This is a genomic window from Peptoniphilus phoceensis (genome assembly GCF_001517665.2).
Taxonomy (GTDB): Bacteria; Bacillota; Clostridia; order Tissierellales; family Peptoniphilaceae; genus Peptoniphilus_A; species Peptoniphilus_A timonensis.
Map to the genome: position 1 here is coordinate 127,034 of NZ_LN999808.1, position 22,507 is coordinate 149,540.

A 22,507-nucleotide genomic window follows, 5' to 3' on the forward strand; every position below is an offset into this window, starting at 1 on the left:
CTTATTCTAAAATTCAAATAAAAATAGATTCCAAATAAATGAAATCTACTTTCCTAATCTCTTCAATTTTTTAAATTATTCTCCAAGAAAAATCTCAATATTATATTGTAAATTACAAAGGACACCCCTGCCAAAGGCCAGACAATCCAGGATCTATCCCAATTATTTGTCACAAAGGAATAAGCTAAATATATTGCTGTTGCAATTATCCAATAGGCAGTTACAAAAGGTTCTGATTTTTTCCTAAAAGCCTTATTTTCCCTTGTAAAATCTTCTTCTTCTAAAATTGCCTTTATTGAATTCATATAAATATTTGTCTTAACCAAAAAATTTACACCAATAGAAACAAGTACAAGCAAAATTGAAACCGAAATAGCCATGACCATGTCGTCTACGGAAACAATCATCCCAATAAAAATAGGAATAACTGATGCTACAATAAGTAAAATTCCAATTAAATTATATTTCATAAAATAATCGTGAAATTTTTCGCCTCTATCCTTTGCCATCCCATCTACACCATAATCTGTTTCTATTTCTTCATTTTCAATAAATTCATATTTTTTTAACTTCATAGCTTCTGTCACAAAAATACCAACAGCAGCGATTACAAATAAAATTAAAACTGTAAGGCAAATTCCCTCTACTACATTTTCTGGAACCGACAATAATTTACTCTCATAAGCTTCTGATGAAATAATTAAAGGGATTGGAGAAATTATGCAAAGTGAAACTCCAAGTGCAATATTTTTACCCGAATTTTCCTTTAAAGTTAAATACTCATTTGCCATTTCCATAGAAACTTTTTTCTTTCTAGTTTCTTCATAGTCCTCATCTAAAAACTCAGGGTCTTCAATTTCATCTTTAATCAGATAGTCTGTTGTAACTCCAAATATTCTGCTAAGTTTTAAAATTTTTTCCATGTCAGGAACTGACTGGGCACTTTCATATTTTGAAATAGATTGTCTACTTACACCAAGTTTTTCTGCAAGTTCTTCTTGTGACCAAGCATTTTTCTTTCTAAGATTTATAATTTTGTCTGCTAAAATCATAGTCTTACCTCCTTTTCTGAGTAAATTTTATAAAAATTTATGGTGGCAATCCATAAATAGTGCTTGTCAATTTGTAAACTCATGGTTGCAAGTCTTAAAATTTTCAAATTTTTCTCTTTTTCCTTTATTTTACAAAGTGTTTTTCTATGAAATATATAATTTATTTAAATATAGTGTAAATTTTTTATAAATTTTTCCAATCATAACCACCGGCTAAGCCGGTGGTTTGTTTTGCCCCTATAAGGGGCTGTTACCGGCAGCATTCCATGCTTTGAACTTTCTTTCTCGTGCACCAATTTTACAGCTGGTGCTAAAGCACCTTATTTTTTGCTTTTGTTCACTTGCTCACCCGTAAACGGGTCTACAAATTCTTTTATACTTATTTGATCTGCCATGTAATCTTCTTTTAATTGATTTCTTATATATTCTTGTATCTTCTTCGCATTTTTGCCCGCTGTATCTACATAATATCCTCTACACCAAAAATGTCTATTCCCGTATTTGTATTTTAAGTTTGCATGTCTATCAAATATTATCAGACTACTTTTGCCTTTCAAATAACCCATTGTTTGGGATATGCTATATTTTGGTGGAATCTCCAACAACATATGAATATGGTCTGGACAACATTCTGCCTCTATTATATTTATTCCTTTTCTATCACATAGATCCCTTAATATTTTTCCTATATCTTGTTTTAATCTTCCATATATTACTTGTCTCCTGTACTTTGGAGCAAACACTATATGATATTTACAATTCCAAGATGTATGTGATAGACTGTTCTTATCCATTCAGGATACCTCCCTTTTCTATTTATGCTACTGCCAGTAACATATATAGTTTATCACGGGGAGGTTTTTTGCTTGAAGCTAAAGCTAGTTTTCCTACCACCAGCATAGCTGGTGGTTTATTCATGCTAAAGCGTACAAATAAAAAATCCTGACTTTCGCCAGGATTTTTTACTTTCTATTTTGTGACATCTCTACTATTAAATTTGCTATGCTTTCAAAGTCAAAGGAGGATGAATTTATTGAAATGTCATAGTTATGTGCATCTCCCCAAACTCTTCCAGTGTTTCTGCTGTAATGGTTGGCTCGTCTGTTGTTTTCACGAGTCATCTTTATTTCAAGCTTGTCTTTTTTTATATTGTAAGTATTTAAAATTCTCTCCTCTTCAAACTCTTTGGAAGCATAAATAAATACAGAAAGTTTTGGGAAATCTTCCAAGACAAAATCACCACACTTGCCAAAGATAACTGCTTTTTTGCTTTTTGCAATTTCCCTAATAATTTTTGAATCTAGTAGAAAAGCTGCATCATTAGTTGCAATATCCTCTTGGGAATAGGAATAATTTTGTCTATATAGGTCATATATAGTTCCCTGTAAAAAGGAATCATCTTTTTTTATTTCTTCAGGCTTTACCTTTTTTTCAAGGCTCATTAGCTCTATTAATTTTTCATCAAAAAATTCGTAATTTAATTTATCAGCAACTTTTTTAGCAATTTCATTTGCCCCGCTGCCATATTCTCCGTCGATTGTAATTATCTTTTTTCCTGCTTTTTGGAAAAGTTTTTCAAATAGTGACATATCTTCACCTCCCCACAATTATACAATAGGATTGTGAAATTTTTTTAATCAAATTATATATATTGTGAAATTTTAAGATTTTTTTAGTTTTTTTCTAAAAAAGCTTTCTATGGGAACTTGGGCAAGTAGTGTCGCCCCAAAAATTATTATAGCTCCAAATATTTCTCTTTCTGACATCTCTTGTGAAAGAAGAAGCCAGCCAAAGAGAGCGCCAAAAACTGATTCTAGTGAACTTATCATAGAAGCTATAACAGGATCTAAATCTTTTAGTGCCAACAGCTGAATAGTAAAACCAACTCCAGATGATAAAATCCCTACATATAAAATAGTTAAATAGGATTTTAAAATTGCATCCATACTAACATCTTCAAATATAAAGGCTCCAATTAGAGAAGTAATTCCACAGATGGCAAACTGAATCATGGAAACCAAAACTACATTTGTTCCCTTAGAAAAATTTGTCATAATTAAAATGTGTATGGCAAAAACAAGAGCAGATAAAATTACAATTATATCTCCCTTATTCATGTGAAAATCTCCCTTTATAGAGAGAAGATAAGTTCCTATCATAGCAAGAAAAATGCAAAAAACTAATTTTATGCTAGGCTTCTTCCCCAAAAATAAACCAAGAATTGGAATAAAAACTATGTATAGGGCTGTCAAAAAACTTGCCTTGGCAGCTGTCGTGTATATTAGGGAAAACTGTTGGAGATTAATGGCAATAGTAAAAACTATTCCACAAATACTTCCTCCAACAATTGTCCTCTTCATGTCAAATTTTTCTTCCCTAAAAGATTTTGATTTTTTCCTAAAAAATATTAAGGTTAAATATAAAAATACCACTGCCACAAAAGACCTTGCTGCAGTAAAAGAAAGGGGCCCCAAGTGTTCCATTCCCGCTGTCTGTGCCACGAAGGCAAGTCCCCAAATAATTGCTGTTACAAATAACATTATGGACGCTTTAAACTCTCTTGTCATTTTTACACCACCCAAAAAACACCAATTCAGAAGTTTAAGTCTAAATTGATGTTAAAATTCTATAATTTAATATTATCATAATTTATCATGAAAAAATAGTAATGTGATTGGATTATTTTTATACTTTTATTAATTAGAACTTTTAAAATTCTCATGTATAATTGAAATAGAGGTGAAATATGATTAAATTTAATTTGTATAAAGAAGGGGGACTAAAAGTCCACTTTGTAAAAAAAGATGAAGAATTTCCAAGTGAAATTAAAGATTATTTAGAAAAGAAAAAATTTTCTTATAAGTTCAAAGAAAGTCTATACCTTCCTAGCTTTCTTGAAGAATCAAAAATTTTCATGGGACTAGGCGATGATGAACTTGACCTAGAAGATGTGAGAAATCTTTTCTTTGAACTGGGAAATATTTTAAGAAAAAATGAAGAGCATGAAGTTGAGATTAAAATGCCAGACCTTTCTATGTGCAACAAGAAAACTATCATGTCAGCTTATGAAGGACTTCGCCAAGGTGAATATGAATTCACAAAGAAAACTGATGTCAAAGAAAAGAAGGCTGACTTTGAAATCACAGTCAACTACACTGCCTTTAAAGGCCCTGAAGAAAAACTTCGTGCCGGCTTAAATAAAATGGAAAATATTATGGATGGAGTCTTCCTTGCAAGGGACCTTGTAAACGAAAGAGCCAATGTAATTTATCCAGAAACTCTTGCTAATATTACTAAAGAAAAATTAGAAGATCTTGGCGTTAAGGTTACAATTTATGAAGAAGATGAAATCGAAAAAATTGGCATGAAGGCCTTTTTAAGAGTTGCAGCTGGTGCAAGTAACCGCCCAAGACTAATCGTTATGGAATACAAAAATGCCGACACAGAAAAAGTTGCCCTTGTTGGAAAGGGACTAACTTATGACTCTGGTGGCTACAACATAAAATCTGCATCTGGCATGAACTACATGCACTGCGATATGGGTGGTGCAGGTACAGTTATTGGGACAATCTATGCCCTTGCAAAGAACAAGGCAAAGACAAATGTAGTTGGAGTAATAGCAGCTTGTGAAAATATGATTTCTGGATCATCTTACAAGTCAGGAGATGTAATTGACTCTATGAAGGGACTTACAATTGAAGTTGCAAATACTGACGCTGAGGGAAGAATTACCCTTGCTGATGCAGTTCACTATGCCACAAATGACCTTGGAGCAGAAAAAATTATTGACCTTGCTACACTTACTGGTGCAGTGACAATTGCCCTTGGAGAAGTTTACACAGGTGCAGTTACAAATAACGAAGACTTCTACAATGAAGTCCTTGAAGCTGGTAAGCTAGCTGGAGAAAAAATGTGGGCCTTCCCTTATGATGAAGACTACAAAAAATTAAACAAATCAGAAGTTGCAGACATTAAAAACACTTCAGGTAGACATGCAGGCACTGTTACTGCAGGACTCTTTGTTGGTGAGTTCGTAAAAGAAAATACACCTTGGGTTCACCTAGACATAGCAGCAACAGCTTATAGAAGTAAAAAATCAGGCTATCTTCCAAAGAATGCAACTGGAGTTCATGTAAAGACTTTAAATAACCTATTAGACCCAACAGATTGCTAAAATTTTACCACAACCACTGGCTAAGGCTAGTGGTTGTTTCAATTAAAAAACTCTGCCAGATAAATTCTGACAGAGTACATAAAAGTTAATATAGTTTGCAATAAAAAATCTGCTAGAGATTTCTCTCTAACAGATTTGTTTTTTTATAGGAATAGTCCACCGTATTGAACAAATAGTGGTGCGAATACAAGGGATACAACAGTTATAAGTTTAATTAGAATATTAAGAGAAGGTCCTGATGTATCTTTAAATGGGTCACCAACAGTATCTCCAGTTACAGCTGCCTTGTGAGCTTCTGAACCTTTACCACCGTGAGCTCCACCTTCGATGTATTTTTTAGCGTTGTCCCAAGCTCCACCAGCGTTTGACATAAAGATTGCCATTAGTACGCCTGTTACAAGAGCTCCTGCTTGAAGTCCACCTAGTGCTTCAGTACCAAGTAGTAGACCTACAAGTATTGGAACAATTACAGCGATTAGTCCTGGTACAATCATTTGTTTTAGAGCAGCACCTGTTGAGATGTCAACACAAGTTGCATATTCAGGAGTAGCTTTTCCTTCCATGATTCCAGGAATTTCTCTAAATTGTCTTCTTACTTCGTCAATCATTTCAGATGCTGCATTACCTACTGCTGACATAGTAAGTGCAGAGAAGGCAAATGGAAGCATACCACCAACGAATGTTGCAGCAATAACTTCTGGTTTAGAAATATCAATTCCACTAAGTCCAGTAGCGTTAATGTAAGAAACGAAAAGTGCAAGTGCAGTAAGTGCAGCTGAACCTATTGCAAATCCCTTACCTATAGCTGCTGTTGTATTACCAACAGAGTCAAGTGAGTCTGTGATATCACGAACGTCTTCTGGTAGTTCGCACATTTCTGCAATACCACCAGCGTTATCTGCGATTGGTCCATAAGCATCAACGGCAATTGTCATACCAGTTGTTGAAAGCATACCAACAGCTGCTAGTGAAATTCCGTAAAGTCCTACGATTGGATCAAGGTTTCCGCCTGCTCCAAGGTAAGATGCAATAATACCAATTGCAATAACAATGATAGGTCCAACTGTTGACATCATACCAACAGAAAGTCCAGCAATAATATTTGTTGAAGAACCAGTTTCTGATTCAGCTCCAATTCTCTTAACTGGTGCATAATCATCAGCTGTGTAATATTCTGTGAATTTGGAAATTATTAGACCAACTGCAATACCAATAATAACTGGTGCAAAAGGTGAAAAACTTCCAAAGATGTAGTTTGATAGAAGTGCTGAAGCAATCATTGTAACGCCAGCTGCTACATATTCACCTGCGTTAAGAGCTTTTTGTGGATTCTTATCTCCCTTTACAAAGAAAGCAGCTACAATTGATGCTAAAATACCAATTGTTGCAACAAGAATACCGAAAATAACACCTTCTTCTCCATAAGCTACAACTCCAAGAGTTATAACTGAAAGAAGTGCTCCAACGTAAGATTCAAATAAGTCAGCTCCCATTCCAGCAACGTCCCCAACATTATCTCCTACGTTATCAGCGATAACTGCAGGGTTTCTTGGATCGTCTTCTGGGATACCAGCTTCAACTTTACCTACAAGGTCAGCTCCAACGTCTGCTGCCTTAGTGTAGATACCACCACCAACTCTTGCGAAAAGTGCAATAGATGATGCTCCAAGTGAAAATCCTGTAATAATTTCAGTTTGTCCACCTGTTAAGAAATATGCGCCAGTAATACCAATAATTCCTAGACCAACAACGCACATTCCCATTACAACTCCACCAGAAAAGGCAACGTCAAGGGCTTTACCTAGGCCACCCTTCCATGCTGCGTTAGTTGTTCTAACGTTTGCTCTTGTAGCAACCTTCATACCAACATAACCAGCAGCTACTGAAAAGATAGCTCCTACTACGAAACAAATAGCAGTTGGGATTGATTTAAGTCCTACTGCCAAAATAATTGCAAGTACAATGACAAAAACAACAAGGGCTTTATATTCTCTTGTTAAGAATGCCATGGCTCCTTCTGAAATGTAAGAAGAAATTTCTTTCATTCTTTCATTACCAGCATCTTGCTTTGACACGAAGCTTGCCTTGTAAAAAGCAAATAAAAGTGCCAAAACGCCGACGATAGGAGCTAGATATAACATATTCATTCTCTAATCCTCCTTAAATTTTAATTAGATTGCAGCAGTAAAAACCACAATCCTAAATGATTACTCTGGGAAAAACTCTTCCCTAAATTTTTAATTAAATCGCAGCTAAAATAATAAGTGCAAGTGCAAAAACGATGCTTGAAATGATCACAATTTTGTTTTGGATGTCTTTCTTACTTGAACCTTTGTGTGATCCCCACATGCTAGTTTCTTCGCCTTGAAGAGTTCCAAGACCAGCTTGATCAGATTCCATTTGTGCAACTACACTAATTACAATTATGCTAGCAACAATAATTACAATAGATAATAAAGTTTGCAAACTTATACCTCCCTTAAATTTCTATAACATATAGATTCTAACACAGGAAGGCTTGCTAATCAACGAATTTATACGATTTTTGGCATTTTTTAGAAGCTAGTTTCCTTTTTTAAGTTTTCTTCTATAATATCTTCTCTATCTTGCATTGCCTTTAGAGTTCTTTCTATTAAATCATCTAATTGCCAATCTAAATTTTCTGCTCCTTTTTTTATAACTTCTCGAGAGCAGCCTTCTGCAAATTTTTTGTCCTTAAATTTTTTCTTCACACTTTTTAAATTCATGTCCTTGCTGCTTTTAGACGGTCTCATAAGTGATGCCGCATAAATAAGACCAGTTAGTTCATCTGTTGCAAAGAGAACTTTCTCCATAAAAAGTTCTGGCTCAACATCAGAACAAATTCCAGAACCGTGTGATAAAATTGCATGGATGAGTTCATCACTTCCACCAGAAGCTTTTAAAATCTCTGGAGTATTTTTTAAGTGCTCTTCTGGATATTTTTCATAGTCTACATCGTGAAGAAGTCCTGCCATTTTCCAAAAGTCCACATTTTCTTGGTCAAACTCTTCTGCAAAGTATCCCATAACATTTTCAAGGGTCAAGGCATGTCTTATGTGAAATTCTTCCTTGTTGTAATCTTTTAAAAGTTTTAAAGCATCTTCTCTACTTATTCCGCTGTTCATATTTCCACTTCCTTTTTCCCTATATTATCACAATAATTTTTGAATTTCACTTTTTTCTACTTGTGTTATAATGAATGTAAGAATGCAATGAACAATGGAGGTTTTTATGAAAAAAAATGTTGGCATAATGGGATTTGGAAGAATTGGTAGAGATGCTCTTAGAATTTGGGCACTAAGAGATGATGTTAATTTTGACATTACTCATGTAGCCGTTAGAAATTTAGAAAAAACTTTAAAAGAAAGAACTCACCTTTTTAAATTTGACTCAATTTATAGAAAGTTCCCAGGAGAAATTGAATTTACTGATGACGGAATGATTATTAACGGCAAAAAAGTTACTTTTGTTGAATCAAAAACTCCTGATCAAATGAACTGGAAAGAACTTGGAGTTGATGTTGTAATCGATTCATCTGGTGCCTTCAAAGATGAAGAAAAAGCAAGAGGTCACCTAGAAAGTGGTGCAAAAAAAGTTGTCCTAACTTCTCCTGGAAAGGGCAATATGCTTACAGTTGTTATGGGAGTAAATGACGACAAATACAATCCAGAAAAAGATGATATTATTTCCAATGCATCTTGTACAACAAACTGTCTTGCTCCAGTAACTAAAGTTATTCTTGAAAACTTTGGTATCAAGAAAGGACTTATGTCCACTGTTCACGCTTATACAAATGACCAAAATATTCACGATGGTGTTCACAAAAAGGACATGAGACGTGCAAGAATGGGTGCAGAAAATATTATCCCTACTTCAACTGGTGCAGCAAAAGCTGTTGGAAAAGTTATTCCAGAAGTTGACGGAATTTTAACAGGTTTTGCCCTAAGAGTTCCTGTTCCAACTGGATCACTTGTTGATGTTACTTTCGAACTTGAAAAAGAAGCTACAGTAGAAGAAATCAATGCAGCTATCAAAAAGGCATCCGAAAATGAATTAAAGGGAATACTTGAATATTCTGAAGACGAACTTGTTTCTTCTGATATCATTGGAAATACTCACTCTTCTATTTTTGACTCACTTCTTACAACAGTTAATGGAAAAATGGTTAAATTAATTTCTTGGTACGACAACGAATGGGGCTACACTGAAAGAGTTATTGATTTAACAGAAAAGATTGTAGAATCTCTATAAGAAGTTTTCTCTCAAAGGACTTGCTAAGGCAGGTCCTTTTTATTTGCATAAGATTCTTATATAAGCTATCATTATTATATAAAATCTATTAATAAGGAGAAAAAATGATCACAGATAAATATAAAATTATTGGCGAAAAAATTGCAATTGAAAATTTAGATGAGAAAATTTTGAGTAAAGAAAAAGATTCAGACATAAAAGATGAATTGTATAGGGAACTTGTTCCAAAACTAAGAGAACTTCACGAAAAACTTTTTGCTGAATCCAAACAAGGAATTTTAGTTGTCCTTCAAGCAATTGATGCGGCAGGAAAGGATGAAATAATAAAATACATATTTTCAAACTTAACTCCACAAGGACTAAAAAATACTTCTTATGGAAAGCCAACTGATGAAGAAAATGCTCACGACTATCTTTGGAGAATGCACAAAGGACTTCCAAAAAGAGGCGAAATTGCAATATTAAATAGATCTTATTACGAAGATATAATCTCTCCAAAAATCTATGACAGCCTAGACCATCTGCCTGAGGAAATTAAAAATGATGAAAATCTTTGGGAAAAAAGATACAGACACATAAATAACTTTGAAGAATATTTAATAGACAACGGCTTCAAAATATTAAAATTCTACTTTCACGTTTCAAAAGATGAACAGAGAAAAAGACTTCTAGAAAGAATTGAAAATCCAAAGAAAAATGCAGAATTTTCTTTCTCAGACCTAGATGATAGAAAAAATTGGGATAAGTATCAAGTTGCTTTTGAAGAAATGTTAAACAATACTTCAACAGAACTTGCACCTTGGTATGTCCTTCCAGCTGATAATCCTTGGCTTTCAAGAAAAATTGCAACTCTTGCATTAATTGAAACAATAGAAAAAATGAATCCAAAATACCCAACATTTTCTGCTGATGAAAAAAAGAAGGCAGAGGAAATTGCTGAGAAGTTAAAAAATAAGGAAATTTAATTTTTTAATTTCACTACTATTATTTTTATATTATTATAGAAGAAACTTAAAAAATTATGCATTTTAAAAAGCCAAGGAACAGTCCCTGGCTTTATTTTTAATCCTTAATAATTGTCCCATGATTTTCTGGATCATTTGTATTTAAAATTTTAATTGTAATATTTTTCTTAGCAACTGGACTTATGGCGTCACCTTGATAAACCTCTGCTCCACCCTCAATTATTTCCTTTAACTCTGTGTAGCTAAGCTTGTCAATTGTCTTGGCATCTGGATTTTTATTAGGATCAGATGTCATTATTCCATTTACATCTGTCCAATTTTCATAAACTTTTGAATCAAGAGCATAAGCAATAAGGCTTCCCGTGTAGTCGCTACCACCTCTTGTAAAAGTAACAATGTCACTTTCCTTATCACTTCCATAAAATCCTGGCACAACTGCCTTTTTATTTTCACCTATGTGATTTTTTATTGCTTCTTTTGATTTATAAAGATCAACCTGTCCTTTTTCATCAAAAATTATAAGATCCTTTGCATCAATAAAATCATAATTTAAATATTTTGACAAAAGTTTTGCATTTAAATATTCTCCCCTGCTTACAATAAAATCCTTATCTCTAGAATTTTTTATTTCATCAAAGACAAATTTTAATTCATCATCCCAAAACTCTTCCAAATTTAAATCTTCAGCAATAGATAAAAATCTGTTTTTAATTTTTTCAAGTTGACTGTCACGACCAAGACTTTGGATTTCCAATTCTTCTTCTAGAGATTTAATAATTTCATGAAGCTCTTGGATCCTTAAATTTTTATTCGCTAGAGAAATTAACTCGTCAGTAATTTTTGTATCTTCCTTAAATCTTCTTCCAGGTGCTGATACAACTATGACATCTCTGTCCTCTTTAGAGAAAATAATTTTTTTGACTTTTGCAAATTGGCCTGCATCCTTTAAAGAGCTTCCACCAAATTTAGAAACAGACTTACCTTCAATACTTTCAATGGCAAAAGGAGTTTCTTGATAAACACAATAATTTAGCCAGTTGGAGAAAAATAAATTGCCAGCAGATCTCCATCTAATTTTTATATCTTTCTTGGGATCATTGTCTTCATAATAATTTATCGGCGGGCTTTTTTTTTTACCTTGAGAAAGATCCCTTATATATTCATTGTGAAGGGTGTCCTTGTCGTATTCCCAGTGACCAAAATTAAAGACAAACCTATTGTCCTTAGTTGTAGCTAGGGCAACTCCAGTATCAGGTCTTGCTGCAAGAACTTCCAAATCAGAAACATCTTCAAGATCTTCTATATCAACATAAGTGTGTCTTGATGTTGGAATCAAAAAAGTATCATCAAAACCCTTAATAATTTTATTTTCCTTTAACTTATCAAATTCAAAAACCCCAAAAATTTTTCCGTCACTTAACTTATGATTAATTTTATAATAATGATATAGAGCAGCTTGGGCAGACCAACAAATAAACATTGTAGAATAAACATTTTTCTTTGCAAATTCAAAAATTGTCCTTAGTTCATCCCAATACTTAATTTTTTCATAAGCTAGGGTCTCAATTGGTGCACCAGTTATAATCATTGCATCGTACTTATTGTTTTTTATATCATCATAAGTTTTATAAAAAGACTTCAATCTTTTAGCATCGCTGTTATTTGGATTGTAAGATTCCATTCTCACAAGGTCAATGTTAATTTGAAGGGCAGTATTTGATAACATCCTCAAAAGTTGAAGTTCTGTCTCCTCTTTTTTGGGCATCAAATTTACAATAGCAATATTAAGAGGTCTTATGTCCTGCTCTTTAGCAGAAGAATCTCTCATTGTAAAAATATTTTCTCTCTCCAAAACTTCTTCAACAATTAAATCTCTAGGTATTATTAATGGCATTTCTATTCTCCTCTTTTTTATTTGTACTTGAGGAAGGAAAACAATAAAAAAAGCTTCCGCCCCACAAAGGACGAAAGCTAGTTCGTGTTACCACCTTAATTCTCTTTCACTTCACAGTAAAAGACTCTTCAAGTACTATCATACTCTATCGCTATAACGGGCGCTCCCGTGCCTATCTAAATATCGATAGACCCTCAAGACGGACCATGTTCTCCAAATCTTCCTCTACTTCTCTCACCAAACGAAGCTCTCTTTAATCAGTCAAAAAGGATACTCTTCCCTCTATTGAGTTATTTTTTATTATAATAGCACCAAAAAATCTTAATGTCAATTGTTAAAATATTTTTATAATCCTAGAATTTTTGAATTTACAATTTTTTAAGTAGGTAAATTACAATAATAAGTTAGCCACTTTTAATAATAAATCAAACCAAGTGAAATGACTTCCCTGGCTAGCTAAGGAAGTTTTTTCTATTGATATAATCAATAGAAAAAGTATACCTTATTTTTGAAATTTTAGAAAGCAATCTTTTTTCTATTACTTAAATTTAAGAATTTATAATAAATATTCAATTTTCTAATATTTGTTCAAAATCATATTATTATATTAATTAAAATTTCGAGTTACTATTGAGAACTTATGATGAAATGTACTAATCTTTTCAAATATTTAATTCAATCTAATATATACCTTGCAAATTAATATGCGCTTGTCATAGCCCCATCAACTAATATAGTTTGACCGCTAATATATGAATTTGATTCACTTAATAAAAACGTAGCTAATTTAGCATACTCTTCCGGATTACCATATCTTCCTAATGGAAAACTTTTCAAATCATTTTTTTCATATTCTTCAACAGAAATGTTTTGCTTTTCAGCCCTAACTTTATTTAAGTTTGTTATTCTATCAGTAGATATTCTTCCAGGTCCAATAACATTAATCAAAATATTATACTTACCAAATTCTTTTGACAACGTTTTGGACATTCCTACGACCCCCATTCTCATCGAATTTGATAATATAAGATTTTCTAAAGTATCTTTTACAGAAGAAGAGGTTGAATTTATAATCCTTCCAGCTCCAATTCTTTTCATGCTCGGCAAGACCGCTCTAATTGTTCTTACGTAAGATAGAAGACATGTTTCAAAGGCACTTTGCCATTCAGTGTCAGAAAAATCTTCAAATTGACCTGGTTTAGGTCCTGGACACATATTTGCTAATGCATAAATATCGCCTAAATCATTATTAACATTAGATACAAGCTTCTTTATGTCTTCGGGATTATTTATATTACAAATATATTTATGCGGTCTATTGTTAGTTTCTCTAAATATATCTTGAACTGCATTATCTAGCTCATCTTCGTATTCTTTAGAAGTGCAAATAACAACGTTAGCGCCTTCGTGAGCCAATTCCTTTGCAATTGCTTTTCCTAGCCCAGCTGCGGACGCCATCACTAATACATTTTTGCCTTTTAATCCTAAATTCATAATAGATTCATCTCCTATATTAATTTTTATTTACAACACCATTACTTAAGCTTTCAAAACCATCAATTTCACACCCTACGATATCACCCTCTTGAATATGAACAGCTCTAGGAGTTCCTGTCGATAAAATATCTCCTGGGTTCCAAGTAAATACTTTGCTATAAAAAGAAACTAAAAATGAAGGGCTGAAAGTCATGTTAGAGATAAAGTTTTCTGCATGGACTTTCCCATTAATCATCGTCCTAACTTTTATATTATTTAGTTCTTTTATTTCATCAGGTGTTACCAATTCAGGTCCAAAACTAAAGAATGTATCAAAGTTTTTAACCATCGTTAAATATCTAGGATTTAATCTTAATATATCTTCAGCAGTTTGATCTAGGATTGTTGTAAACCCAGCGACATATTCAAGCCAATCTTTTTCCTCTACATTTTTACATTTTTTTCCAATTATGACTCCTAGTTCTGCTTCTGCCGTTACTTTTTTACTTTGTGTTGGTATTATAATGTTATCATTCGGGCCACAAATAGTAGATTCATTCTTTATGAAAGAAGCCGGGATACCTGTAGGTGATTTTTCTGCTAAGTCACCCGCATGTTCTGAATAATTTAAACCTATTCCCCAAATTCTTTTTGTTCTTCTATATAATGGTCCTATAGTTAAATCTTTATAATTTAAAAACTCATTTATTTTTTCACAATTATTAGCAATAACATCTTTATACCATTTATTTAAATCAAATATTTCTTCATTATTAATAATTTCTTGAACTGTTAAACTCCATTCAGTATTGTATTTATCGTTTAGCATTTTGATAGGAAAAACTTTATCATCGCATCTTATTGCAGCGTTATCTTTATTGTTTTCTACAAAATTGATTAATCTCATTTTTTACTCCTTCTTCAATATAACAATATCAAAATCATTTCTTATCTTATTAATTCTATCGTCATAAAATTTCGTTATTTCCTCTATAAAACTAGTTTCTACACTAGAAATATAAGAATTCTTTTTATAAATTATAGATAGTGGTATTATCAGGTCTTTGCTGTTCAAATCATAAACTATAATGTCATCATCTTTCAAATTATATATTCCTGTTTCAATTAAAAAACTGTATCCTAAGCCTTTTTTTACTAATTCTATTAATGTTTGATTATTTGTTGTACTTATAAACTTATTTGTTAACACACTATTTTTATTAATAAAGTTATTTACAGCTTTGCCAACACTTAAGTTTTCATTCAATGAAATGAATGGTGCGTTTCTAGTTAAATTTTCTAGTGTAATTTCTTCTGTTCCTAAAGTTTTAATAAGTTTCTTGCTAATTATTAAATAAATTTTTTCATAATTTATCACTTCACAAATCAAATCATCATCAACATTGTTGGCAAATGCATTCATAAGACAAAAATCAAATACACCATTATTTAATTTAATTGTGAGTTCACTTACAGGATATTCAAATAATTTAAATTTTAGTTTATCTTTGCTCTTTTTCAAAATCATTTCTATTAATTCAGGTAAAATTTGAGAACCTCTCCATGTCCCTATTCCGAATTTTATAGTAGATGTTTTTAAATTAGTATACTCTTCTATCTCCGAACAAAATTTATCATATAATAATCGTTGTTTTAAAATATAATCCTTATAAATCTCACCCTCTTTAGTTATTTCGAGTGAATTCTTTTTTCGCTCAAATAGCTTAACTCCTAAATTATCCTCGAGTCTGATTAAGTATTGACTTAAAGATGGCTGAGTAATGTATAATTTCCTAGCGGCTTTAGATATACTCTTTTCATTATATATTGTTAAAAAATAAGTAGAATATTTATCTATTTCCATTTTTAAATTATTCCTAAGAAATATAAAATTAGAGTCGTTGCACAACAAAATATTCCTGATATGGCAGAAGCGCCACTAATAGCAACGAAAGAATCTTTAACATCTAACTTACACATAGTACTAACAAGCCAGAATCCTGAACTATTAGCATGACTGACTATAACGGCTCCTGAACACATAGATAAATATGCTGCTAGTGGTGAAATGCCTAGGCTCGCGAGCATTGGTTGACATAAGGCAGCTGCTGTCGTAACACCTAATGTATTCGATCCTGTAATTGATCTTATTAACAACGCAATTAACATTGGAACAAATATTCCTGGTATATGCGCATTAATAATCATGTCAGCTAACATTTCAGCAACTCCAGCATTCTTTATAAATGCTGCCAAAGATCCACCTAGAGCCGTAATAAACACAGGACCCGCAGCTCCTAATAACGCTTTGTCTATCCAATTCGTTTTAACGTCATCATTTTTCCACCAATTATTTACTTGCGAAATAATCGCATATAGGCAACCTATAGTTAACGCAATTACAGGTGAACCTATAAATGCAAAAGTGCTCGATAATGTACTATCTGGATAAATAGTGTTAATAACTGTATTTAATACTATTAGAACTACAGGTATAACTATAGGTGTTATTGATGTCGCAAACGATGGTAGTTTTATGTTTTCGTCACTTGATTTTAAATATGCATCATTCAAGGGAACTTGTTTTTTTAATGTTTTGCAATAAATAATAGTCGCAATCAACCCCGGAATTGAAACAATAATTCCCCATGGAATAGCCTGCCCTAATGGTAAATTTAATAGAGCTGCTCCTGCTACTGGACCCGGTGTTGGTGGGACCAAAGAAGATGTTGTTACACCAATTCCTACAATTCCGGCAAACGCCATCATGGATATTCCGGTTTCTGATGCAAGGTTCGTTAACATAGGAATTAGTAGCAAACTTACTGTATCTGGAAATATTGGAATACCCATTATATAAGCACTTACACCTACAGCTGCTATTGCATGTTTTTTTCCAAACCATTTTATAAATTGCTGGGTAATCTTTAATACTGCTCCAGTATTACTCATAACCTCACCTAATAAAGCTCCTAAAAGGATTATTATACCAACATTTTTCATTGTTCCGCCGAATCCTTCATTTAATATTTTTGGAATTTCGTTAATAGGTGTTTTTATTAAAATACCAAGTAGAATGGAAACAAAGAATAATGAAGTAACTGCATGAATTTTAAACTTTGCTACAAGCAATATTAATAAAAATATCATGGCAAAAAAAACAATAAAAACATATGTATTGCTCATTTTCTATTCCTCCTTAAAATAATTAATGATATTTGTCGCAGCAATAATAGCTACATTTTCTGACGCCTCTTTTGTTGAAACAGCAGAATGGGGAGTTATAATTATGTTATCATGATTAAATAACTCATCATCTTTTTCTAGAGGTTCTTTTTCTGTAACATCCAATCCAGCTCCATAAATTAAATTTTCATTTATTGCCTTAATTAAGTCATTTTCATTTATAATTCCTCCTCTAGCGCAGTTAACTAAAATAGCATTTTTTTTCATTTTTTTTAATTTTTCATAATTAATAAGATTTCTTGTAGAATCTGTTAGTGCACAATGTATGGATATGAAATCACTTGATACTATTAACTCCTCAATTTCTTCAACAATTTTGACCCCATCAACCTTGTTTTTCAAGTAAGGGTCGAAAGCTAGTACTTTCATATTAAACCCTTTTGTTAGTTTAAGTAAGTTCTGTCCAATTGATCCTAGACCAATTATTCCTAACGTTTTATTGGACATTTCAAAACCTATTATATTATTTTTAGCCTCAAATCCATTAGCTACATATTCTTTAGAAATATGTTTTAAGTTTTTTGACAACGATATCATCATACTAAAAGCATGCTCAGCTACAGAAAGGCTGTTAGCTCCAGGAGTTTTTGTTATAACTATACCGTTATTACTACAATATTCTGTATCAATATTATCAATTCCAACTCCATGTTTACTGATAATTTTTAGTTTTTTTGCTTTCTTTAATAGATTAGAATTCAAAGGAAATGTCCTCACAACAATTCCCTCTACTTCTGAAATATTTTTATTTATTATTTCCTCATTTCCATATGCATTTATTACTGTAAATCCCGACTGTTCTATCATCTCCAATCCTTTCTGGTTAATTTTTTCTGTTATTAATATTTTCATTGCTTACACCTCCTATTCATCTGTTTAACATAATATTACTTCACTTCTTTTCGTTTTTCAAAGTCTAAATTTGTTATATTTGAATAGGTCTATGCCTATATCTGAATGTTATAATGTTTTTATTGTGGTTTTATTGTTTAGTAATCTTGTAATATTAATCTATTTAATTCACTAATATATTAATCAATATATTACAAGTTTCAAATTTTCCGCAAAAAAAGAGAGGCTAGTGCCTCCCTTTAAATGAGTATAGTTAGATTTACTTTTAAGCTTCTTTTTTAATGACATCAATTATAGAACCATCTCTGTATTCTACAACTGCAACTACTTCATCAGAAAATTCAACTTCTTCAGGTTTGCCTGTAAGTTTTTCTGCCATTTCTTGTAGTTCCTTGATGTCTTTAAGTTCAATCCCAGCTTCTTGGAATTTTTCGATTAAGTCTTTTCTCTTTGGATTAACAGCTATACCGTAATCAGTACAAATTACATCAACTGATTCTCCTGGTGTACAAACTGTTGTAACTTTATCTTTGACAATTGGGTTTCTTGATCTAACAAGTGGTGCAAGAATAAGCGACATTTCTGCACCAGGTGCTGTATCTTGGTGACCACCAACTGCTTGGTTAATAACTCCGTCTGATCTTGTCATTACATTTACGTTAAAATCAGTGTCAACTTCAAGAGCTCCAAGTAGGACAAAGTCAAGCGTATTAACTGCAGGTGTTGGATTATTTGGATTTGCATAAGAAGATGCAGCTTGTTCAAAGTGTTTCTTGTTTTCACGAATTGATCTTACTGCGTCAAGGTCAAAGGATTGTGTGTCATAAATTCCATCGATTAGGCCTTCTTCAAGCATTGTCACCATATAACCAGTTATGCCACCTAGTGCCATTGATGCTTTTATTCCATCTTTTTTCATCTCTTCACGAAGAAGTTTTGCAACTGCAAGTGTTGAACCTGCTGCACCAGTTTGGAATTTAAATCCATCTTTATAAAGTCCAGATGCCTTAATTGCCTTAACAGCATTATTTGCAATTAATAAATCACGTGGGTTATCGTTAAATCTAATTGATCCAGAAACAATTCCCTTTGGATCACCAATTGCATCAACTTCAACAACATAATCAACATACATCATGCCAATTGAAGCAGGGATATTTGGAAATGGTACAAGGTTATCTGTAATCGCAATTACACAATCAGCATACTGTGCATCAACAATGGCATAACCAAGTGATCCACATGCAGCTTTTCCTTCTCTACCATTTATGTTTCCATATTCGTCACATGCTGGCGCTGCTAAAAAGGCCACATCAATGTGAAGTTCCCCATCTTCAATAGCTCTTGCACGTCCACCGTGGGAACGGATGATGCAAGGTTTTTTAAGGATACCCCCAGAAATTTTTTCTCCAAGTTCTCCTCTAAGTCCAGATGATTGAATTCCAGTGATTACACCTTCTTCAATTAGTGGAATCAATTTGTCATGGCATGGTGAAAGTGATGATGGAGCAAGAGTTAAATCTTTAATACCCATATCTCTAATAACTTGCATAACCATATTTACAACATAGTCACCATTTCTTAGGTGGTGGTGGAAAGAAATTGTCATTCCGTCCTTAAGTCCACTCTTCTTAACAGCTTCTTCAATAGATCCTAGAAGTTTCTTTTCATCTCTATTTCCATATCTAATTTTTGGAGAAGCTTTTTTATCAGTTCTAAGATATTTACCTTCGCCTTTGAAAGGAACAAGTTCGCCAATGCCTTCAAGGTATTCAGGGATATCTCTTCCTACTGCGTTTTTATTATAGTTCATCAATATCCTCCTTCTTTAGCACGCCACTTGCAACTGCAAGGTCTAGAACTCTTTGTGCGCCAGCAATAACTGGATAGTCAACCATTTTGCCGTCAACAGTAATAACTCCAGAACCCTTTCTTTCAGCTTCCTTAGAACCTGCAATAATACGAAGTGATTTCGTAATATCTTTTTGAGTTGGTGTATAAACTTCATTTACAACTGCAATTTGTTTAGGGTGGATGACAGATTTTCCGTCAAATCCAAGGTCCTTAATAAATTGAACTTCTTCCCTAAAAGCATCCATGTCATCAAGATTTGTGTTAACTGTATCAAAACAAGCAATACCTGCATTTCTTGCAGCTAAAACAATTTGACTTCTTGCTGCGAAAAGTTCCCAACCATGAGATGACCTTTGTGTCTTTAAATTTGTAACGTAGTCAGCTGCTCCTAAAGCAATACCCATCATTCTTGGTGATGCTTTTGCAATATCAACTGCGTTAATAACACCAGTTGGAGATTCAATAGCTGCCATCATTAGAGTTCTTCCTTGGCAACCCATTTCTTCTTCAACTTCTGTGATAATTTCATCTACATCTTTAACATCTTGTGCAGTTTCTGACTTAGGTAATCTAATTACATCTACACCAGCTTTAACAACTGCCTTAATATCTTCACGTCCAAAAGGAGTATCAAGGGCGTTAATTCTAACAACAACCTCAGTATCTCCATAGTCCAAAGTCTTTAATGCATTATAAACCAAAAATCTTGCCGCGTCTTTTTGATTGATGCTCGTAGCATCTTCAAGGTCGATCATAATTGAGTCAGGACCATAAATATGAGCATCAGTGATGTTTGCAGGATTATTTCCTGGAAGAAACATCATCGTTCTTCTTAATCTCTCTTTCAAAATATCAGCTCCAATTATATTCTGTACTTTCAGCTGCTCTAAAACATGCTGCCGCTACTCTTGCTTTAATTGTGTAGTCAAGGGCACCCTTATCTACTGCAGCAACTTTTGCATTTTCTACATCTAATTCTTTTAAAGTTTCTCTAATAACTTTTTCAATTTGTTTTCCAAATTGCTTTTTTACTGAACTTTCAAGTTCAATAGTTATGCCTTCGCCGTTGTCAACTGTTATTAAAATATCATTTGACTCAAGAGTTCCAGCCATTGCTTCTTTTTTTAGTTTCAAAAAAATCCCTCCTGTCTACATGAGCGTTCCAAAGAGTATTGATCCTATAACAAGTATTATTCCTCCACCAAGTCTTGATGAAAGTTGTGCATAAGAAATTAAATCCATTCTGTCAGCTGCTCCAAGAACTGCCAAGTCACCAGATCCTCCTCTGTTTGCCATACAAAGTCCTGCAGTTACAGCAGAGTCAACGAAGTAGAACCCTACAAGGTGACCAACAAATCCTGAACCAATGACAGCACCAACAACAATTAAGAATGACATAATAACATTACCTAAAGTGATAGCTTCTTTTAGTTCAAGTAAATCGGTTTCAATACCAACACCAACCATAATTAAGATTACAATGTTTTTTGTGAAGAAAGATTGCACTTCCTTTGCAGCTTGTCTAAGTGATCCTGGAATAATTCCAAGGCCATTAGCAAGGGCAACTAAAATAATCATAAAGGCAAATGGGTGAATTGGAACTGAAGGAACTAGTGGATCCCAAACCTTATCAGCTATAAGTCTACCTAGTTGATAGAAAGTAAGTCCCATTAAAATAGCTCCAGTATAATCCTTTAATTGAGTTGTGAATTTTTCTTCATTTTGTTCAATTTCAGGAGCAGATCTCATAAGAGTTTTCTTATCTCCTGTAAGTCCTGGCTTACTACTTCCAAGTTTATTTAAAATACCTCCAGCAATAATAGCAAAGATATTAGCAATTGTAAGGATAGATATTGCAAAACCATAGTAGTTTGCAGCATCGTCCCCTGTTACTCTTTCATAAATTTGACTTAGAGGTACAGCACCAGCTCCGTTACCTCCACCCATTACAGGAAGAACGTATTTTAAAACTGTGTTTGCTGGTGAGACTCCAAAGAAAAGTCCACCAATTATTCCAAGAATAGCAGCACCTAAAACTCCACCAAGAATTGCTGGAATATAACCTGCGAAAGACTTAATCATAAGGTCTCTATTAAGTCCAAGAAGTGAACCAGTAATAAGCATGATGATAAAGAAGTTTAAAACTCCCATTGGCTTAGAGTTAACAGATGAAATAAGTTCTGCATACTCTTCTGGAATAACATGTAGATAAACTAAAGCTGCTGTACCCAAGAAGGCAAGAACAAGTCCACCACCAACATAAGTGTTCCAAATTGGAATTCTCTCACCAATTTCATATAAAATAATACCTATTGCGAACATCAGGGCAACTCCGCCCGCTAAATCTTTTGACAAAACTCCCAAATATGTTGCTATAAAAATAATTATAGATAATATCAATAGCATAGGAAGGTTAAGTCCAAAATATTTTTTCTTCATAGAAAAAACCTCCTTTTCTTCTATAATACCCTACAACTGCTTTATTAAGCAAGAGAAAGAAGGTCTAAATATAGCCATTTGAAGCAAACATTAAATTGTCATGTTAACAAAATATTTTTGTTTGATTTCTCGGTTTATATTAAAAATTTTTGCTAAATAAGATGTTTTCAAGCCTTAAAAAGGTCTAAATAAAAAAATAAAAAGTTCCATTAAAAACTTCTTATCTTTATTCTATAAACTATTTTAAATATTTAATTTAACTTTTTATTTTATATATATATAT

General features: G+C 32.9%; 20 protein-coding genes. 3 read left to right on the plus strand and 17 right to left on the minus strand.

What is annotated here, in order from left to right; translation table 11 throughout:
- Window positions 1–62: 62 nt before the first annotated feature.
- From BN3657_RS02610 to BN3657_RS02625, 4 genes are all read right to left on the minus strand, one after another.
- On the minus strand, window positions 63–1,052 hold the full coding sequence (locus BN3657_RS02610) for a helix-turn-helix domain-containing protein (RefSeq protein ID WP_062551655.1): 990 nt from the start codon (window positions 1,050–1,052) through the stop codon (window positions 63–65).
- 320 nt (window positions 1,053–1,372) lie between these two features.
- Window positions 1,373–1,846 carry an IS200/IS605 family transposase gene (gene tnpA, locus BN3657_RS02615; RefSeq protein ID WP_062551656.1) on the minus strand — a complete coding sequence of 158 codons (474 nt, stop codon included), beginning with the start codon at window positions 1,844–1,846 and terminating at the stop codon, window positions 1,373–1,375.
- 168 nt (window positions 1,847–2,014) lie between these two features.
- On the minus strand, window positions 2,015–2,641 hold the full coding sequence (locus tag BN3657_RS02620; protein WP_019139422.1) for a cytidylate kinase-like family protein: 627 nt from the start codon (window positions 2,639–2,641) through the stop codon (window positions 2,015–2,017).
- A gap of 72 nt (window positions 2,642–2,713) precedes the next feature.
- Window positions 2,714–3,619, minus strand: coding sequence for a DMT family transporter (locus tag BN3657_RS02625; RefSeq protein ID WP_062551657.1), 906 nt, complete (start codon window positions 3,617–3,619; stop codon window positions 2,714–2,716).
- Between the two features lie 179 nt (window positions 3,620–3,798).
- Between BN3657_RS02625 and BN3657_RS02630 the strand changes: the two genes are divergently transcribed.
- A complete protein-coding gene (locus BN3657_RS02630; protein ID WP_062551658.1) occupies window positions 3,799–5,226 on the plus strand; it encodes a leucyl aminopeptidase in 1,428 nt (475 codons plus the stop codon).
- A gap of 143 nt (window positions 5,227–5,369) precedes the next feature.
- Here BN3657_RS02630 and BN3657_RS02635 read toward each other — a convergent pair whose 3' ends face one another.
- The 3 genes from BN3657_RS02635 to BN3657_RS02645 all read right to left on the minus strand — a co-directional run bounded on the left by BN3657_RS02635 (window position 5,370) and on the right by BN3657_RS02645 (window position 8,372).
- Window positions 5,370–7,373: a sodium-translocating pyrophosphatase gene (locus tag BN3657_RS02635; RefSeq protein WP_062551659.1), complete on the minus strand. Its 2,004-nt coding sequence runs from the start codon at window positions 7,371–7,373 to the stop codon at window positions 5,370–5,372.
- Between the two features lie 94 nt (window positions 7,374–7,467).
- Window positions 7,468–7,692: a preprotein translocase subunit SecG gene (locus BN3657_RS02640; RefSeq protein WP_062551660.1), complete on the minus strand. Its 225-nt coding sequence runs from the start codon at window positions 7,690–7,692 to the stop codon at window positions 7,468–7,470.
- Window positions 7,693–7,781: 89 nt separating this feature from the next.
- Complete coding sequence (locus BN3657_RS02645) at window positions 7,782–8,372, minus strand: HDIG domain-containing metalloprotein (protein ID WP_062551661.1); 591 nt, start codon at window positions 8,370–8,372, stop codon at window positions 7,782–7,784.
- 106 nt (window positions 8,373–8,478) lie between these two features.
- Between BN3657_RS02645 and gap the strand changes: the two genes are divergently transcribed.
- Together gap and BN3657_RS02655 are read left to right on the plus strand one after the other, a co-directional pair.
- Window positions 8,479–9,498 (plus strand): type I glyceraldehyde-3-phosphate dehydrogenase, encoded by a 1,020-nt coding sequence (gene gap, locus BN3657_RS02650; protein ID WP_062551662.1) that lies wholly within the window; start codon window positions 8,479–8,481, stop codon window positions 9,496–9,498.
- 104 nt (window positions 9,499–9,602) lie between these two features.
- Window positions 9,603–10,463 carry a PPK2 family polyphosphate kinase gene (locus tag BN3657_RS02655; protein ID WP_062551663.1) on the plus strand — a complete coding sequence of 287 codons (861 nt, stop codon included), beginning with the start codon at window positions 9,603–9,605 and terminating at the stop codon, window positions 10,461–10,463.
- Window positions 10,464–10,560: 97 nt separating this feature from the next.
- Here BN3657_RS02655 and BN3657_RS02660 read toward each other — a convergent pair whose 3' ends face one another.
- From BN3657_RS02660 to BN3657_RS02705, 10 genes are all read right to left on the minus strand, one after another.
- Window positions 10,561–12,357 (minus strand): homoserine O-acetyltransferase/O-succinyltransferase family protein, encoded by a 1,797-nt coding sequence (locus tag BN3657_RS02660; protein WP_062551664.1) that lies wholly within the window; start codon window positions 12,355–12,357, stop codon window positions 10,561–10,563.
- Window positions 12,358–13,056: 699 nt separating this feature from the next.
- Window positions 13,057–13,851 carry an SDR family oxidoreductase gene (locus BN3657_RS02665; RefSeq protein ID WP_062551665.1) on the minus strand — a complete coding sequence of 265 codons (795 nt, stop codon included), beginning with the start codon at window positions 13,849–13,851 and terminating at the stop codon, window positions 13,057–13,059.
- Window positions 13,852–13,870: 19 nt separating this feature from the next.
- Complete coding sequence (locus BN3657_RS02670; protein WP_062551666.1) at window positions 13,871–14,740, minus strand: fumarylacetoacetate hydrolase family protein; 870 nt, start codon at window positions 14,738–14,740, stop codon at window positions 13,871–13,873.
- 3 nt (window positions 14,741–14,743) lie between these two features.
- Entirely contained in the window at window positions 14,744–15,697 is a 954-nt protein-coding gene (locus BN3657_RS02675; protein WP_144020116.1) for a LysR family transcriptional regulator, read from the minus strand.
- A 2-nt stretch (window positions 15,698–15,699) separates the two neighbouring features.
- Entirely contained in the window at window positions 15,700–17,019 is a 1,320-nt protein-coding gene (locus BN3657_RS02680) for a GntP family permease (protein ID WP_062551668.1), read from the minus strand.
- Window positions 17,020–17,022: 3 nt separating this feature from the next.
- A complete protein-coding gene (locus BN3657_RS02685) occupies window positions 17,023–17,931 on the minus strand; it encodes a hydroxyacid dehydrogenase (protein ID WP_062551669.1) in 909 nt (302 codons plus the stop codon).
- A 265-nt stretch (window positions 17,932–18,196) separates the two neighbouring features.
- Window positions 18,197–19,744, minus strand: a complete 1,548-nt coding sequence (gene citF / locus BN3657_RS02690) for a citrate lyase subunit alpha (RefSeq protein ID WP_062551670.1) — start codon at window positions 19,742–19,744, stop codon at window positions 18,197–18,199.
- Window positions 19,734–20,633: a citrate (pro-3S)-lyase subunit beta gene (gene citE, locus BN3657_RS02695; RefSeq protein ID WP_062551671.1), complete on the minus strand. Its 900-nt coding sequence runs from the start codon at window positions 20,631–20,633 to the stop codon at window positions 19,734–19,736. Before citE ends, citF begins: the two co-directional genes overlap by 11 nt.
- Before the next feature lie 4 nt (window positions 20,634–20,637).
- The gene (gene citD, locus BN3657_RS02700) at window positions 20,638–20,919 is read right to left on the minus strand and encodes a citrate lyase acyl carrier protein (protein WP_062551672.1); all 282 of its coding nucleotides are present in this window, start codon (window positions 20,917–20,919) and stop codon (window positions 20,638–20,640) included.
- Window positions 20,920–20,934: 15 nt separating this feature from the next.
- Window positions 20,935–22,224 carry a 2-hydroxycarboxylate transporter family protein gene (locus BN3657_RS02705; RefSeq protein ID WP_062551673.1) on the minus strand — a complete coding sequence of 430 codons (1,290 nt, stop codon included), beginning with the start codon at window positions 22,222–22,224 and terminating at the stop codon, window positions 20,935–20,937.
- Window positions 22,225–22,507: the final 283 nt, after the last annotated feature.